The organism is Streptacidiphilus anmyonensis (genome assembly GCF_000787855.1).
In the GTDB taxonomy this organism is placed as follows: domain Bacteria; phylum Actinomycetota; class Actinomycetes; order Streptomycetales; family Streptomycetaceae; genus Streptacidiphilus; species Streptacidiphilus anmyonensis.
In genome coordinates this window covers 20654-35816 of sequence record NZ_BBPQ01000001.1, presented here as the reverse complement: position 1 = coordinate 35816, position 15163 = coordinate 20654, and the positions used below count along the sequence as shown (strand labels likewise).

Genomic DNA, 15163 nt, shown 5'->3' with positions numbered 1-15163 from the left:
CCAGTCAACTTCGATCCAACGTTGAACTTTTTCTGGCCGCGGTCGGGATCGCGGTCGGACGCCCTCGGGCCCGCCGGCCCTCGGGGCCGCCCGCTCGCTCACCCACGCACCGCTCACGCACCCTCGCTGCACCTCGTTGCACAGTGCCCGCAGGAGAGACGACGTTGACTGCCGCCGGAAGGTTCCGCCAGCTCAGCCGCAGGGGCCGTTGGGTGCTGTTGCTGCCCTTCCTCGGCGTCGCCCTGGTGTTCGTGCTGGACCGCGCGAGCAACAACCCCGACGTCACCTTCGAGCCGGCCCTCTCGGCCGGTCCGGCGCTGGCCGCGGTCGTCAGCAGCAACGTCTGGTTCCCGCTCATCGTGGGCGGAGTGGCCATCGGGGAGTCCTTCGTCATCGCCGCGGAGGACCGGACCATGTCCGCGTCCGTCCACACCGCCAGCGTCCTCGCGATCGTGCTGATCAGCGCGATCGGCGCGGCCAGCGTCATGCTGCGCAACCGGCAGGAGCGCGCCCTGGCCGACGCCCGGCTGGTGTCCGAGGTGGCCCAGCGCATCCTGCTGCGCTCCATTCCCGAGCGCATCGGCCCGGTCCGCGCCGCCGTCCACTACGCGGCCGCCGCCGCCCACGCCCGCATCGGCGGCGACCTCTACGAGGTGGTGCAGACCCGGTACGGGGTCCGCGCCGTCATCGGCGACGTCCGGGGTAAGGGCCTCGCCGCGGTCGAGACCGCGGCGGCGATCCTCGGCGCGTTCCGTGAGGCCGCGCACCAGGAGCAGGCCCTGGACAAGGTCGCCGCCTGGCTCGCCGACAGCCTCGGGCGGGCCCTGCACGAGAACGGCGCCGAGCACGAGGGCAGCGACGAGGAGTTCGTGACCCTGGTCCTGGTCGGCGTCGGGGCCGACGCGGTCGTCGAGATCGTCAACTGCGGCCACCCCGCACCGCTGCTGCTGCGGCGGGGCACCCCCGTGCGTTTCCTCGACCCGCCGTCCAACGTCCCCCCGCTGGGCGTCCTGGAGCCGGAGGACGTGCACCCGCCGGTCCTGCGCCTGCCGCTCCAGGAGGACGACCGACTCCTGCTCTACACCGACGGCGTCATCGAGGCCCGCAACAGCTGGGGCGTCTTCTACCCCCTCGCCGAGCGCGTGCCCGACTGCGCGACGGCGGACGCCCCGGCCCTGGTCCTGGACCGGATCCACGAGGACGTCCGCCGCCACGTCGGTCACCAGCTCGGGGACGACGCGGCGATGCTCCTGCTCCAGTACACGCCGCTCCCCACGACCGGCGCGGTCGCCCCGAACCACTCCGTCGTCCACCCCCGCGTCTCCACCACGCAGGCCGACCAGCTCCCGCTCCTGGACCGGAGGGACTCCCGGGAGTAACGGGAGCAGCGCGGAGCAGCGGGCGCGCCGCAGAGGATGGCGTGGCCGGGTGACGTCACCCGCCTGCACGGCGCGTCGGTTCGCAGGGCAGTCTCCCGGGCCTTCGACCCCGGGCCGTCAACCCGGTGTTCAACCCGGGAGCGACCGACCCCAGCCTCGACCCCGGAGCGACCGACCCCATCCTTCGACCCCGGGCCGTCAACCCCGGAGCGACAGCTCCACCAGGAGCGGCCGGTGGTCGGAGACCCCCGTCGTCGGCGTCTCGATGTGCTGCACCGCGGTCCGTGGCACGCCGACCGCCAGCACGTGGTCGAACTGCACGGCGGGCCGGTGCGCGGGGTAGGTGGGGGTGCGCGCCAGATCGTGCCAACCCTGCAGCAGTCCGCGCGTCGACGCGGCGCGGCGTGGATGTCGGGGCCGCGGTCGCAGCGGCAGGCGGCCGCGGTCCATCACGGCGGCGCCGCCCAGCACCGTGCGGGGGACCGGACCGATCAGGTTGAAGTCGCCGAGCAGCAGATAGGGCAGCGGCAGGTCGGCGATCCACCGGCGCATGCCGGCCAGCTGGCCCATGTTCCAGCCGGGCACGAAGGACAGATGGGCCGCGACCACCGTGAACGGGCCGGCGGGCCCGTCCAGCACGGCCGCCAGCGCCGCGCGCGGCTCGTCCGGGACGGGGGTGAGCCCGCGACGTCCGGCCACCCGCAGCGGCAGTCCGAACGGCGCCGCGGGAAAGCGCCGGGCCCGCCAGTGCAGCACGGGCAGGCGGGTGAGCAGCGCGGTCCCGTAGGCGGGCTGGTCGGCGTCGCGTCCCGCGTCGTCGGGGCCGTAGACACGGAGCGTGGTCGCGTCGGGTGCGTGCACCCAACCGGCGACGGGAGCCGGGCGGCCCACCACGGCGGCGGCGAAGCGGTAGTCCCGGGCGCCCAGGGCCTTCGCGCCGACGGCGGCCTGGTCGACCCGCCCGGAGCGTTCCTGGAACCGGTCGACCTCCTGGAGTGCGAGCACGTCCGCGTCGAGAGCGGCGATGGCGTCCGCGAGCGGCGTCTCCGGCGCCTCGCCCGGTCCGTGCTCGGCCGAAACCGCCGAAAGCGCCGAAATCGCCGAAAGCGGTCTGCCCGCACGGTCCATGGGCTGGCCGTGCAGGAGGTTGAAGGTCGCGACGCGCAGCTGGCTCACGGGACGAACCTACGCCAGTCGGGCTGGGTCGTAGGAACGGCGGGGGTGGTTCGGCAGCCGCGCCGGCGCACTCCCCGGTCGTGCACGGCGCACGGGCGCTCCGGCGTGCGGGCGTGGTGGGCGTGCGGGCGTGCACCGCTCGGACGCCGTTGGCGTGGGCGGCGCGATACGGGCGCGTGCCGGGGTGTGTCCTGCGTCCTCTCGCGCTCCCTGGGCGGCGCTGTGATCAAACGCGCTTGCCGGGTGGGCGCGGCTTCGAACTAGAGTCGTGCCATGAGCTCTGCCGAAGCCCCGGACAGCGTCGTCCGCGCCTACATCGACCAGCACCGCCCCGCCTTCCTCGACGATCTCGCCGAGTGGCTGCGCATCCCCTCCGTCTCCGCCGACCCGGGCCGGACGGGGGACGTCCGCAGGTCCGCGGAGTGGCTGACGGCCAAGCTCCAGGAGACCGGCTTCCCGGTCGCGGAGGTCTGGGAGACGGAGAACGACGGCCTGCCCGCCGTCTTCGCGGAGTGGCCCTCGGGCGACGCCGGGGCTCCGACCGTCCTCGTCTACGGCCACCACGACGTCCAGCCCGCCGCCCGCGAGGACGGCTGGGCCACCGAGCCCTTCGAGCCGACGATCGTCGGCGACCGGATGTACGCGCGCGGAGCGGCGGACGACAAGGGTCAGGTCTTCTTCCACACGCTCGGCGTGCGCGCGCATCTCGCGGCGACCGGCCGCACCGCTCCGGCCGTCAACCTCAAGCTGCTGATCGAGGGCGAGGAGGAGTCGGGCTCCACGAACTTCCTCGACCTGGTCCGCCGTCAGGCCGAGAGGCTGGCCGCCGATGTGGTGATCGTCTCGGACACGGGCATGTGGGCCGCCTCCACACCAACCGTCTGCACCGGCATGCGCGGCGTGGCCGACGCCGAGATCAGCCTCTACGGTCCGGACACCGACATCCACTCCGGCTCGTTCGGCGGCGCCGTCCCCAACCCCGCCGACGAGGCCGCACGGCTCGTCGCCGCCCTGCACGACGCCGACCGCAGGGTCGCCGTGCCCGGCTTCTACGACGGCGTGCTGGAGCTGACCGAGCGCGAGCGGGAGCTCTTCGCCGAGCTGCCGTTCGACGAGGAGGCGTGGCTGGGCGTCGCCAAGTCCCGTGGCACCCAGGGCGAGGCGGGCTTCACCACGCTCGAGCGCATCTGGGCCCGCCCGACCGCCGAGGTCAACGGGATCTGGGGCGGCTACACCGGCCCTGGCGGCAAGACCATCGTCCCGGCCGAGGCCCACGTCAAGCTCTCCTTCCGGCTGGTGGCCGGCCAGGACGCCGAGAAGGTGCAGCAAGCGGTCGCCGACTGGGTCGCGAGCCAGGTGACGCCGGGTATCCGCCACGAGATCGCTTTTCGCGGGGTCACCCGCCCGTGCCTGACGCCGCTCGACCACCCGGCCCTCCAGTCGCTCACCCGGGCGATGGGACGGGCCTTCGAGCAGAAGATCCTTTTCACCCGCGAGGGTGGCTCCGGACCGGCCGCCGACCTTCAGGACGTGCTCGGCGCGCCCGTGCTCTTCCTGGGCATCTCGGTGCCCTCCGACGGCTGGCACTCGATCAACGAGAAGGTCGAGCTGGACCTGCTGGCCAAGGGAGTGGAGACCTCCGCCTACCTCTGGTCGGAGCTCGCCACCGGCTGGGACCGGTCCGGCGACGGATCCGACACCGTGTCTGCGGACAACTGACCAAGGGGGAGCGAACCGTGACGGTTCAGCAGCAATTCGTCCGCACACTGCCGCTCGCACGGGCAGGCGTGGACCGCGCCGCCGAACGCCGCTTCGACGAGCCGTGGCTCGCCGCGGCCTGGAGCCACCCGAGCACCCGGGTGCTCGCGGTCTCCGAGGGCAAGGCCTTTGTCGTCGACACCGAGAGCGGCACGGACCTGGTGCTGCTCAGCACCTTCGACGCCCCCGACGAGGGCGAGCGCTTCTTCCTCGGCTGCGACGACGACGGCGTCGCGTACTTCGCCGTGGCCTGCGCGCAACTGCCCGGCCGCCTCGACGGCCCCGAGCGCCCGGCCGGCCTGCGGGAGGTCGGCGGCCTGCTCGGCGCCCGCGACGCCGGCCTGCTCGTCCACGCCGTGGCGCTGGAGAACTGGCACAGCTCGCACCGCTTCTGCTCCAAGTGCGGCCACGCGACCGTCGTGGCGGCGGCCGGGCACGTGCGCCGCTGCACGTCCTGCGCGCGCGAGCACTACCCGCGCACCGACGGCGCGGTCATCATGCTCGTCACCGACGAGCAGGACCGCGCCCTGCTGGGCCGCCAGGCGCTGTGGCCCGAGGGCCGCTACTCCACCCTGGCCGGCTTCGTCGAGCCCGGCGAGTCCCTGGAGCAGGCGGTGGCCCGCGAGGTCGCGGAGGAGGCCGGCGTCCGCGTCGACCTCGACACGGTCGAGTACGTCGCGTCCCAGCCCTGGCCCTTCCCGGCCAGCCTGATGCTCGGCTTCACCGCCAAGGTCGACCCTCGCGACGGCGGCGCGGACATCCGCGTCGACGGCGAGGAACTCGACGAGGCCCGCTGGTTCTCCCGCGAGGACCTCGCCGCCGGCATGGCCGCCGGGACCACCCTCCCGCCGTCGGGCATCTCCATCGCCCGCCGCCTCGTCGAACTCTGGTACGGCGGCCCTCTCCCCGAGCCGACCCGGTAGCGGGCCGAAGCCCGAAGCCCAAAGCCGGCGCCGACCCGCGCCCCGTTCCGCCCCGCCAATGCCCCGCCCCGCCAATGCCCCGCCACGGCAGCGCGGTGAGGCGGCGGCGGTCGGGGGAGGGATGCGCGGGGGACCAGCCGCGTCCCGTCCTGGGCCGTCGTTCGGGGCCTTCACCGGGGACGCCTGTCGGGGACCCGCCGTGGTCGGCGCTCGGGGTTCCGCGACTCGGGTCCTCATCCGAGCGCCTGGCTTGGGACGCCCACCTGAGCTCCCGACCTGGGCCGTCACTCGGCCTGCCGCCCTGGTGCGCGCTCCGGGGTCGCTCGCCCTGGGTGGGCGGCGCCCGAGCGCCTTCGTTTCCGGCTCAGACCCGAGCCCGTCGCTTCGGAGTCCTGCCCCGGGCCCCGCCCCGGTCCGCACTGGCGTTCCTCGCCTCCGATCACGGCCCATGCCCCGTCCTGGGCCCGTCCTGGGCCGCCGCCGGGCCCCAGGCCGGGAGGGAGCCGCCGCGAGCCCGCTGGTCCGACCCGTGCCTCCCTGCTCACCCCGGGCCGGCGTGGCCGTCCGCGCCCGCTTCAGGGGAGGGGCGCGCGCCCGGAGTCGGGGTCACGCGCCCGCTTCGCTCGAAAGCGTGATGGCCGGAGTGACTCCCGCGCTTCCGCCGGACGGCGCCGCTGCGGGCCGCCCTGTCGCATGCTCGGTGACGGCGTCCTCGACGCGCTTGGGGTCGAGGGCGAGGACGCAGGTGACCGTCTTACCGGTGAGACGGACGACGACGTCCCAGCTTTCGGCCAGCAGTCGGACGATCTGCAGGCCACGGCCGCCCAGCGCGTCCTCCCCGGCCTCGCGGGCCGACGGCAGCGCCGTGCCCTCGTCCGTCACGGAGACACGGAGCCCCGCATCGGTCAGGGCCAGTGTGAGGTCGACCGGGCCGCTCCCGTACCGCATCGCGTTGGTGACCAGTTCGGAGACGATCATCTCGGCGCTGTCGACGAGATCGGCCGCGCCCCAGGCCGCCAGAGCTGTGCGCGTGATCCGGCGGGCATGCCGGACATTGCGCGGGTGAGGCGGGAAGGAGGCGACAGCCGCCCAGGCTCTCCGGTCGTTCATCGTTCATGCCTCCAGGGGCAGGATCATGAGGGCGCGCAAGTAGTTGGGATAATCCGGATTGAGCCAGCCTTGACCGATGTTGGCTCGTTTCCCTGAGCCCGCGCAAGTGCAATGGCTACATTCTCGGGGTGAACATTTCCCGAGGGGTGGGCCAGGCCCCGAAATATCAGCGGCTGGCCGCGGATCTGCGGCGCCGGATCATGGACGGGGAGTGGCAGGGCGGCATGCCGCTGCCGGTGGAGGGCGAGTTGGAAACCCAGTACGGGGTTGCTCGTAATACTGTCCGACTTGCTGTTGATGTTCTCGTCAATGAAGGGCTTCTGGTCCGCGTCCAGGGAAAAGGGACCTATCTGAAGGACCACACCGTCGTCGATCACCACGCCTATCGTGCACCGACCGTCGCCGTTCCAGGAACCCCCCTTGGTGCGGCTTCTTCCGTATATGCGGAAGAAGCGCAGGCGGCTGGTCGGAAATTGACGTCAGACTTTCAGATGCTGATCGTACGGGCCGCCACTGACATCACCGAACGCCTCCGGCTCGCTCCGGGGGAGGCCGTGGTGCTGCGGCGGGTGCTGCGCTATCTGGACGGTGAACCGTGGTCGGTCGAGGAGAGCCACTATCCGGTCCGGCTCGCCGCAGCGACCGCGCTCATGGATCCGGACCCGGTGCCCGGCGGCGACGAGGCCGCGCTCGCCGAGGCCGGCCATGTCGAGACCGGCTGCGTCGACGAGTTGTGCGCCCGGATGCCGAACCCCGACGAAGCGAGGTGGTTCCAGGCGGGTCCGGGTGTGCCGCTGCTGGTCCAGTTGCGCACGGGCCTGACCCAGGCCGGTCCGGTGCGGGTCACCGAGACCCGGTACTGCGCCGACCGCAACCGGCTGGTCTACTCGCTCGGCTCCGCGGAGCTCGCCGCGCCCCCAGGCCGGGTCCCCGCTCAGACGCAGCGATGATGCGGGCGCGGGGACGCAGAGACGAGCAGGCACGGAGGCACAGACGACGGAGGCACAGGGATGGGCGGATGCAAGACGACCGGCCCCGGGCGAGAGCCCGGGGCCGGTCGGAGGGCGGCCGAGGTCAGGCCAGCGCGGCCTTGACCTGTGCGAGGGACGGGTTGGTCATCACCGTCTCCGCGCCGGCGGAGGAGACCGCCAGCACCGTCGGCACCGTCTGGTTGCCGTTGTTGACCTTCTCCACGAAGGCGGCGGACGCCGGGTCCTGCTCGATGTTGATCTCGGTGTACTCGATGCCCTCGCGGGTCAGCTGCGACTTCAGCCGCTGGCAGTACCCGCACCAGGTCGTGCTGTACATCGTGACTTTGGCGGACATCCGTATCGCTCCTCTTGGGGTCTGTCCCGGCGTTTCCATGCCGGTAGGCCCAACACGGTCGCACGGGGGCGCATTCCCCGCGTCCCTCGTCCGGGCCGGTCCGTCGTATCAGCTGACCGGTCCTGTGGACAACGTGGCCCGGGTTGTCGCTGCGGCTTGAGAGGATGGGCGGCATGCAGGTAGAGCTCCCCGGCACGCTGCCGTCCTTCCCCGGTTCCCACGAAGCCGACCCGGGCGGGCGCCGCGACGCCGACGCCGTGCTCGCCGGGCTCGACCCGGAGCAGCGGGCCGTCGCCACGGCGCTGCAAGGGCCCGTCTGCGTCCTCGCGGGCGCGGGCACGGGCAAGACCCGGGCCATCACCCACCGGATCGCCTACGGCGTGCGCAGCGGCGTGATGCAGCCGCAGCGCGTCCTCGCGGTGACGTTCACGGCGCGCGCTGCCGGGGAGATGCGCGGTCGGCTGCGCCAGCTCGGCGTGGAGGGCGTGCAGGCCCGCACCTTCCACGCGGCCGCCCTGCGCCAGCTGCAGTACTTCTGGCCGCGCGTGGTCGGCGGCGAGCTGCCGCGGCTGCTGGAGCGCAAGGTGCAGTTGGTGGCCGAGGCGGCGGGGCGCTGCCGGATCCGGTTGGAGCGCACCGAGCTGCGCGATCTGACCGCCGAGATCGAGTGGGCCAAGGTCACCCAGACCGTGCCGGAGGACTACCCGGCGGCCGCCGCCAAGTCCGGCCGCGAGACGCCCCGGGACCCGGCCGAGATCCGCCAGGTCTACAAGGTCTACGAGGAGCTGAAGCGCGACCGCGGCGTGATCGACTTCGAGGACGTGCTGCTGCTGGCGGTCGGCGTGCTCGACGATCGGCCCGAGGTCGCCGAGCAGGTCCGTGCCCAGTACCAGCACTTCGTGGTCGACGAGTACCAGGACGTGTCGCCGCTCCAGCAGCGCTTGCTGGACCTGTGGCTCGGCCCGCGCTCCAGCCTGTGCGTGGTCGGCGACGCCAGCCAGACGATCTACTCGTTCACCGGGGCCACACCGGAGTACCTGCTGGGTTTCCGTACCCGGCACCCGGACGCGACCGTGATCAAGCTGGTCCGGGACTACCGCTCCACCCCGCAGGTCGTGCATCTCGCCAACGGCCTGCTGGCGCAGGCGCGCGGTCAGGCCGCGCAACACCGCTTGGAGCTGGTCTCCCAGCGCGACACCGGCCCGGAGCCGGTCTATCTGGAGTATTCGGACGAGCCTGCCGAGGCCGAGGGCACGGCCAGGCGGATCCGGGCCCTGCTCGACTCGGGCGTGCGCGCCAGCGAGATCGCGGTCCTGTTCCGGGTCAACGCGCAGTCCGAGGTCTACGAGCAGGCCCTGGCCGACCAGGGTGTCCCGTACCAGCTGCGCGGTGCGGAGCGCTTCTTCGAGCGCCCCGAGGTCCGCGAAGCCGGCCTGCTGCTGCGCGGCGCCGCCCGCGCGGGCGGCGGCCCGGTCGACCCGCTGCTGGAGGAGACGCCCGAGCGGCTGGCCGACCAGGTGCGTGCCGTGCTGTCCACGCGGGGCTTCACCGCCCAGCCGCCTGCGGGCTCGGGGGCGGTGCGCGAGCGCTGGGAGTCGCTTGCCGCTTTGGTTCGGCTGGCCGAGGAGTTCGAGGCGGCGCAGCACGCCGCGCAGCAGCCGGCCAACCTCGCGGCCTACGTCGCCGAGCTCGACGCCCGTGCGGCCGCCCAGCACGCCCCGGCCGTCGAGGGCGTCACCCTTGCGTCCCTCCACTCCGCCAAGGGTCTGGAGTGGGACGCCGTGTTCCTGGTCGGCCTGACCGAGGGGATGATGCCGATCACGTACGCCAAGACCGACGAGCAGGTCGAGGAGGAGCGGCGGCTGCTGTACGTCGGCGTCACCCGGGCCCGGGTGCACCTGGGGCTGTCCTGGGCGCTGTCCCGTTCGCCGGGTGGTCGTGCCTCGCGCAGCCCCTCCCGTTTCCTCGACGGCCTGCGGCCCGGCTCCTCGCTGCGTGCCGCTGGTGGTGGCCGCAGTGGCGCGGGCGGGCAGGGCGCACAGGGTGGTCGTGCCGCGCGGAGCCGCTCGCCGATCAAGTGCCGGGTCTGCGGCCGGGTGCTCACCGAGGCCGTCGAACGCAAGCTGCGCCGCTGCGAGGACTGCCCGTCCTCGCTGGACGAGGCCCTGTACGAGCGACTGCGGGACTGGCGCGGCCGCACGGCCCGGGAGCAGGGTCTGCCGGGCTACTGCGTCTTCACCGATGCCACGCTCATCGCCATCGCCGAGCAGCAGCCGGGCTCGCTCCCGGAGCTCGGTCAGATCTCCGGGGTGGGCCGCGCCAAGCTGGACAAGTACGGCGAGGCGGTGCTGTCCTTGTGCGCCGGGGCCGATCCGGCCGGGGGCGAGGTGCTGCCCGATCCGCGTTCGGGGGACCGGCCCGAGGGCGCGTCCGAGCAGGGCGATCAGGCGGACATCTCGGACCTCTGGGGCGAGCCGACGCCCGCGGAGATGTCGGCTGAAGACTCGCCGGAAAAATAGTTTGCGCGCGCAGTGCGGACCCTACTAGCGTGCCGAGCACGGTCGAGGAAACGAGGCCGAGCCCACTCAGGCACAACCTGCAGCGGGCGTTACTGCTGCGTGCTGTACAGCTCCCGGGCTGTCCTGCAAGCTATGAGAGAGAAGTGACCACCTGCGGGTCCGCGACACCAGCGGACCCCGAGCGCGCCGAAGGGAGGCGGACATTGTGACCAGGATGACGAAACTGGCTGGCCAGACGGTGACCGCCGCCGACTTCGGCATGCGCAACGCCGCCCTGCCCTGTGTCAAGGCCAGTGGTCTGTCCCTTGCCGGTGCCCGTGTCGTCGCCACTCCGGTGCGCGTCGTCTCCGAGGTCGCCGTCCTGGGTGCCACCGCTGCCGCCCTGGCCGGCAATGGCTTCGGCGCGTGGGATGCCCGTCGTCTCGAGCGACCGCTGTCGGCACCCGTAGCGATCATGGCCGCCCCGGGCGGTTATGGCGACGCGGCGGGTGCCGGAGCCTCCGAGAAGCAGCAGTCCCAGCAGCACCAGCTCCACACGCAGAAGATCGCCGCAGCGGCGATGACGATCCGGGCCCTCCGCGGACCCGACCCTGGGATAGATCGAACCTGAGCCTGCATCAGGTCGGCTTTCCAGGGCCGCGGAACCCGAATCGGGATCCGCGGCCCTTCTGTTTGCCCACAGGCGCACAACAGAACCCAATCGAGCACACCGACTCAGACAGGAAGACGACGCGACCGTGTCACCGGTGACCACCCCGCACGCCCCGTCCGCAGCCAAGGCCGACCACTTCGATGACTCCCACCCCCCGGAGGTTTCCCTGATGCAGCTCACCGCGTTCGAGGAGGCCGACACGCTCGGCGTCCCGATCCCCTGCCGCTCTCTCGACCCCGAGGTCTTCTTCGCCGAGACCCCCGCGGACGTGGAGTACGCCAAGTCCCTCTGCGGCACCTGCCCCGTGAAGGACGCCTGCCTGACCGGTGCGCTCGAGCGCCGGGAGCCCTGGGGGGTCTGGGGCGGCGAGCTCTTCGTCCAGGGTGTCGTCGTGGCCCGGAAGCGGCCGCGTGGTCGCCCGCGCAAGTCCGAGGTCCTGGCGTGACCGCCGTAAGCGCGCTGCGCAGCTCAATCCGCGAGATCGCCGATCCGGTGATCGATCCGAACCCCCTCGACGACAAGCAGGTCCCTTCGATGAACCGTCCCGCCGACGCACGTCCCCGCCCCGCACAGCACACCGAGACTTCCCAGAACAGGACCCTCACCATGCAACTCATGCCCGAAGCCCTGGCCCGTGTCCACATGCAAGAGCGACTGCAGGAGGCCGAGCGCGAACGATTGCTGCGCGCGCTGCAGTTGAGGCGCCGCGCCGAGCGCGCCTCGCTGCGCGCCCGGCGCGCGCTCGCCGCCGTCGTCCTCTGAGCCGACGATCCGTCAGCACGGCAGTGCTGAACAGCAGGACCGAACAGGCGACACCGTACGTGGATCCGTATCGACAGTGATCGGGCCCGTCTCCCCAGGGGGAGGCGGGCCCGAGGGCTTCCCGGGCGGCCGCAGCCGACCGGAAGAGCCTCAGGCGATGGCCTCCTCGTCCGCGAAGCCCGGCAGCCATGCGAGCAACTCGTCGCGGAAGGGAGCGGTGGCGTCCAGCTGACACAGCACACCGATGGTGCTGAGCGTCACTCGGTGGATCAGCAGGTACGACGGGGGCAGGTTGAGCTGACGCCCCAGAGCGTAGGCGGGCGAACGAGGATCGCCGATCCGGGCCGCCTGGGCCCGCATCCAGCTGCGGGTGAACCGGAACTCGTCGACGGCCGCCGGCTCGATGATCGGCAGTACGTAGTCCAGCACCGCGTCAGCGTCCAGCTCGATGGTGGGCTTGACGAAGCCCTCCTGCCGCAGCATCTCCAGAACCCCGTTGGCGTCGCCCTGGAGCGCCATGCGAAGTGCCGTCCCTATCGGCAGCGGCAGCCCTTCGGGCAGGCGGTCGACCGTGCCGAAGTCGAGGACGCCCAACTGCCAGCCCTCCGCCGGGCCGTCGTCGACCAGCAGACGGAAGTTGCCAGGGTGCGGATCCGCGTGGAGCAGCCCGGTGCGCGCCGGGGCGGCGAACAGGAAGCGAGCCAGCAGCCTGCCTGCCCGGTCCCGCTGCTCCTGGGTCCCGGAGGCGATCACCTCCGAGAGCGGGACGCCCTCCATCCACTCGGTGACCAGGACCTGGTCGGCGTAGTGGACCACCGCCGGGACCCGGATCTCCGGGTCGTCCGCGAACTCCTCGGCGTGCACCGACTGGGACTCGGCCTCCAGCTCGTAGTCGAGCTCCTCGGTGATGCGGTTGCGCAGCTCCGCGATCAGCGGCTTGACGTCCAGGCCCGGGATCAGCGGACCGATCAGCCTGGCCACCCGGCTCAGCTGGGTGAGATCCGAGAGCAGGGCGTCGCCCGCGCCCGGGTACTGCACCTTGACGGCCACCTCGCGCCCGTCGTGCCAGACCGCCCGGTGGACCTGGCCGATCGAGGCGGCCGCGGCCGGCTTGTCCTCGAACGAGGCGAAGAGCTCCCGCCAGTCGGGGCCGAGCCGCTCCGCCAGAGCACTGTGCACGGAGGCGGCGGGCATCGGCGGCGCGGCCTCCTGGAGCTTGGTGAGCGCCGCCCGGTACGGGCCCGCCACCTCCTCCGGCAGGGCGGCCTCGAAGACGGACAGCGCCTGCCCGAACTTCATGGCTCCGCCCTTGAGTTCGCCGAGCACCTTGAACAGCTGGTCGGCGGTGCGCTGCTGGAGTTCGGCCGCCACCTCGTCGGCCGGCCGGCCGCCGATGCGCTTGCCCAGACCGAGAGTGGCGCGTCCGGCTATCCCCAGCGGCAGGGCAGCGAGTTTCGCCGTGCGGGTCACTGCCTTGCGTGGAAGATCGCTCACGGATGCCTCCCTGCTCCGTGGACGCGCTTCGGGCCGATCGAGCCCGGGCGGATCCTCGTCCGGTGCGTGTGTGGTGCGTGCGGCTGAGCTCATTGTGCCCCGGGCTGCCAGCAGCAGCCGCAATCGGGGTGCGGATCCAGGGGGCGGCGGCGCATCGAGCCGTCGACCATGGAGATGTCGACCCACCCGCCCAGGCTAGGCGGTGCCGCGCCGTCCAGGTAGATCAGCGCGTGCAGCGCCGCGGTGGACGCGACCGTGGCCGCCAGGGTCGCATCGCAGGCGCCCGGCGCGGCGCGGCCGCTGCAGTGCTGGGCCAGGAGCAGGGGCCAGCTCGGATCCTCCTCGGCGCGTCGGCAGGACAGGCAGCGCCCGCACGGGCTGCTGCCTGGCAGGACCAGCGGCCCCACCGAACCGGTCGTCTCCACCACACCCGCGTACAGGTGGGGGAGCCCGGCCTGCACCAGCGCCTGCCCGTGCTCCGGATCGGGCAGCCCGCGCGGCGCCACCACGACGAGATCCGGAAGCCCCTGGGCGGCGGCCGTCTCGTCCGGCCGCCAGGGCGCGGCGCGGCGGACGGCGGCCTTTGCCGCGTCGGTGCGCAACCGACCGGCGTCGTCGGGGCGCAGCCCCGCCGGCGAGGCGTCCTCGGGCCGGACACGGCCCGCGTCCCGCACGCGGACCCGACCCACCCCGGCTGCGGCGAGCAGCGAGGCGACCGCCGCCCCGACCCGCCCGGCCCCGCGGACCTCGACCCGGGCCTCCCGGCGGGCGAGCAGGGCTGCGGGAGCGGCACCCGGACCGGGCCGGGCGAGCGAGAGCGCGGCCAGATCCGGTGCGAGCCGCGCCCGTTCCTCGGGCGGCAGGGCCAGCAGCGGCCGATGGGCGGCGCTGTCGTCGAGGGCGTTGCAGGCGAGCAGCTCCTCCAGCAGTTCGCCCACGCGCTCCGGGCCGATGCCCAGGCGAGCAGCCTCGCCGGGCAGCGCGGCCAGCTCCCGCGTGCCGTCCAGCAGGTCCAGGAACCGCGCCTCGTCGGGTGCGGTCGCCACCGTGCCGCCGTGCCCGGCGCCTAGGCCGAACTGCAGTGTCTCCCGGTCGCGCCAGGCACGGTGCAGAGCGGGCTTGAGACAGGGGCGCATCGACGTCTCCGTTCCGAGCGGTGGGTCCTGCCGGATCTGACGGGCTCAGCATGCACCCGGGGCGGAAAACGTGCGCAAAGTTATCCACAGGGCTGTGGATATGGTCTGATGATCGCTCAATTCCCGCGTGAGTTGGTCCGGGTTTGTCGCGAATCAGCACTATTCCCGCGGTGGCGATGACCACCCGAAGGGAGAAATTCAGCCAAGGGGTGGGGACTTTTGTCGGTCCTGGCAGGTAGCGTCTCCGGCGTGGCTGCTGGACCGGAGCACCGTCCTGCTGCGCCGCGCAGGCCTGCTCTGGCACCAACCCAGAGCAGGTTGTCGGCGCAGAACGTCGAGGTGCGCAGAAGCGCCCGCCGCAGCCGCACGGTGTCCGCCTATCGCGAGGACGGACGAACCATTGTGCTGATCCCCGCCCGCATGTCCGCGGCCGAGGAGAAGCGCTGGGTGGAACGGATGCTGGATCGGCTCGACGCCCGGGAGAGCCGGCAGATCCGCGGTGACGACGAGCTCGCGGCGCGCGCCTGTGAGCTGTCCAGGAAGTACCTGGGTGGCCGGGCGAAGCCCCGGAGCGTCCGTTGGGTCACCAACCAGAACACCCGCTGGGGCTCCTGCACTCCTTCGGAGGGGACGATACGCCTCTCGCACCGGCTGCAGGGGATGCCCGAATACGTGGTCGACTACGTGCTGCTGCACGAGCTCGCCCACCTCCTGGAGCCGGACCACGGGAGCCGGTTCTGGGCCCTGCTCGACGCCTACCCCCGCACCGAACGGGCGCGAGGCTACCTCGAGGGAGTCGTCGCCGCCCGGCTGCCCTCTCAGCGCGAGAGCCACTGAGGCCGCGCACATCGAGCAGACGGGGCGCGTCGGGCGGCCTTCCGGCCGTTGCGCCGCCGCCCGGCGAACCTGATCCCGGCGCCCCTCATGC

At 72.7% G+C, this 15163-nt stretch carries 14 protein-coding genes; 9 read left to right on the top strand and 5 right to left on the bottom strand.

What is annotated here, in order from left to right; all coding sequences use genetic code 11:
- The first annotated feature begins 212 nt into the window (after positions 1 to 212).
- Positions 213 to 1379, top strand: a complete 1167-nt coding sequence (locus TR50_RS00180) for a PP2C family protein-serine/threonine phosphatase (protein ID WP_052440499.1) — start codon at positions 213 to 215, stop codon at positions 1377 to 1379.
- A gap of 198 nt (positions 1380 to 1577) precedes the next feature.
- Here the strand turns inward: TR50_RS00180 and TR50_RS00175 are convergent, their stop codons facing one another.
- Complete coding sequence (locus tag TR50_RS00175; RefSeq protein ID WP_084699592.1) at positions 1578 to 2555, bottom strand: endonuclease/exonuclease/phosphatase family protein; 978 nt, start codon at positions 2553 to 2555, stop codon at positions 1578 to 1580.
- A 273-nt stretch (positions 2556 to 2828) separates the two neighbouring features.
- On the opposite strand from TR50_RS00175, the gene TR50_RS00170 reads away from it, so the two are divergent.
- Positions 2829 to 4274 carry a dipeptidase gene (locus TR50_RS00170; RefSeq protein WP_042412263.1) on the top strand — a complete coding sequence of 482 codons (1446 nt, stop codon included), beginning with the start codon at positions 2829 to 2831 and terminating at the stop codon, positions 4272 to 4274.
- Positions 4275 to 4291: 17 nt separating this feature from the next.
- Positions 4292 to 5236: an NAD(+) diphosphatase gene (gene nudC / locus TR50_RS00165; RefSeq protein ID WP_042412261.1), complete on the top strand. Its 945-nt coding sequence runs from the start codon at positions 4292 to 4294 to the stop codon at positions 5234 to 5236.
- Positions 5237 to 5842: 606 nt separating this feature from the next.
- Here nudC and TR50_RS00160 read toward each other — a convergent pair.
- Entirely contained in the window at positions 5843 to 6346 is a 504-nt protein-coding gene (locus TR50_RS00160) for an ATP-binding protein (RefSeq protein ID WP_052440497.1), read from the bottom strand.
- Positions 6347 to 6474: 128 nt separating this feature from the next.
- Between TR50_RS00160 and TR50_RS43810 the strand changes: the two genes are divergently transcribed.
- Complete coding sequence (locus tag TR50_RS43810) at positions 6475 to 7296, top strand: GntR family transcriptional regulator (RefSeq protein WP_152648175.1); 822 nt, start codon at positions 6475 to 6477, stop codon at positions 7294 to 7296.
- Positions 7297 to 7420: 124 nt separating this feature from the next.
- Here TR50_RS43810 and TR50_RS00150 read toward each other — a convergent pair whose 3' ends face one another.
- Complete coding sequence (locus tag TR50_RS00150) at positions 7421 to 7672, bottom strand: mycoredoxin (protein WP_042412252.1); 252 nt, start codon at positions 7670 to 7672, stop codon at positions 7421 to 7423.
- Between the two features lie 173 nt (positions 7673 to 7845).
- On the opposite strand from TR50_RS00150, the gene TR50_RS00145 reads away from it, so the two are divergent.
- From TR50_RS00145 to TR50_RS00130, 4 genes are all read left to right on the top strand, one after another.
- Positions 7846 to 10191: an ATP-dependent DNA helicase UvrD2 gene (locus TR50_RS00145; RefSeq protein ID WP_201776775.1), complete on the top strand. Its 2346-nt coding sequence runs from the start codon at positions 7846 to 7848 to the stop codon at positions 10189 to 10191.
- Positions 10192 to 10396: 205 nt separating this feature from the next.
- Positions 10397 to 10801, top strand: coding sequence for a hypothetical protein (locus TR50_RS00140; protein WP_042412248.1), 405 nt, complete (start codon positions 10397 to 10399; stop codon positions 10799 to 10801).
- A gap of 136 nt (positions 10802 to 10937) precedes the next feature.
- The gene (locus TR50_RS00135; RefSeq protein ID WP_042412246.1) at positions 10938 to 11288 is read left to right on the top strand and encodes a WhiB family transcriptional regulator; all 351 of its coding nucleotides are present in this window, start codon (positions 10938 to 10940) and stop codon (positions 11286 to 11288) included.
- A gap of 26 nt (positions 11289 to 11314) precedes the next feature.
- Positions 11315 to 11605, top strand: coding sequence for a putative WhiB-interacting protein (locus TR50_RS00130; protein WP_042413121.1), 291 nt, complete (start codon positions 11315 to 11317; stop codon positions 11603 to 11605).
- 150 nt (positions 11606 to 11755) lie between these two features.
- On the opposite strand, the gene TR50_RS00125 is transcribed toward TR50_RS00130, so the two are convergent.
- Both TR50_RS00125 and TR50_RS00120 read right to left on the bottom strand, forming a co-directional pair.
- A complete protein-coding gene (locus tag TR50_RS00125; RefSeq protein WP_042412244.1) occupies positions 11756 to 13099 on the bottom strand; it encodes an ABC1 kinase family protein in 1344 nt (447 codons plus the stop codon).
- A gap of 89 nt (positions 13100 to 13188) precedes the next feature.
- A complete protein-coding gene (locus tag TR50_RS00120) occupies positions 13189 to 14235 on the bottom strand; it encodes a ThiF family adenylyltransferase (protein WP_042412241.1) in 1047 nt (348 codons plus the stop codon).
- A gap of 249 nt (positions 14236 to 14484) precedes the next feature.
- Here TR50_RS00120 and TR50_RS00115 point away from each other — a divergent pair, with 249 nt between their 5' ends.
- Positions 14485 to 15072, top strand: a complete 588-nt coding sequence (locus TR50_RS00115) for a M48 metallopeptidase family protein (RefSeq protein WP_084699589.1) — start codon at positions 14485 to 14487, stop codon at positions 15070 to 15072.
- Positions 15073 to 15163: the final 91 nt, after the last annotated feature.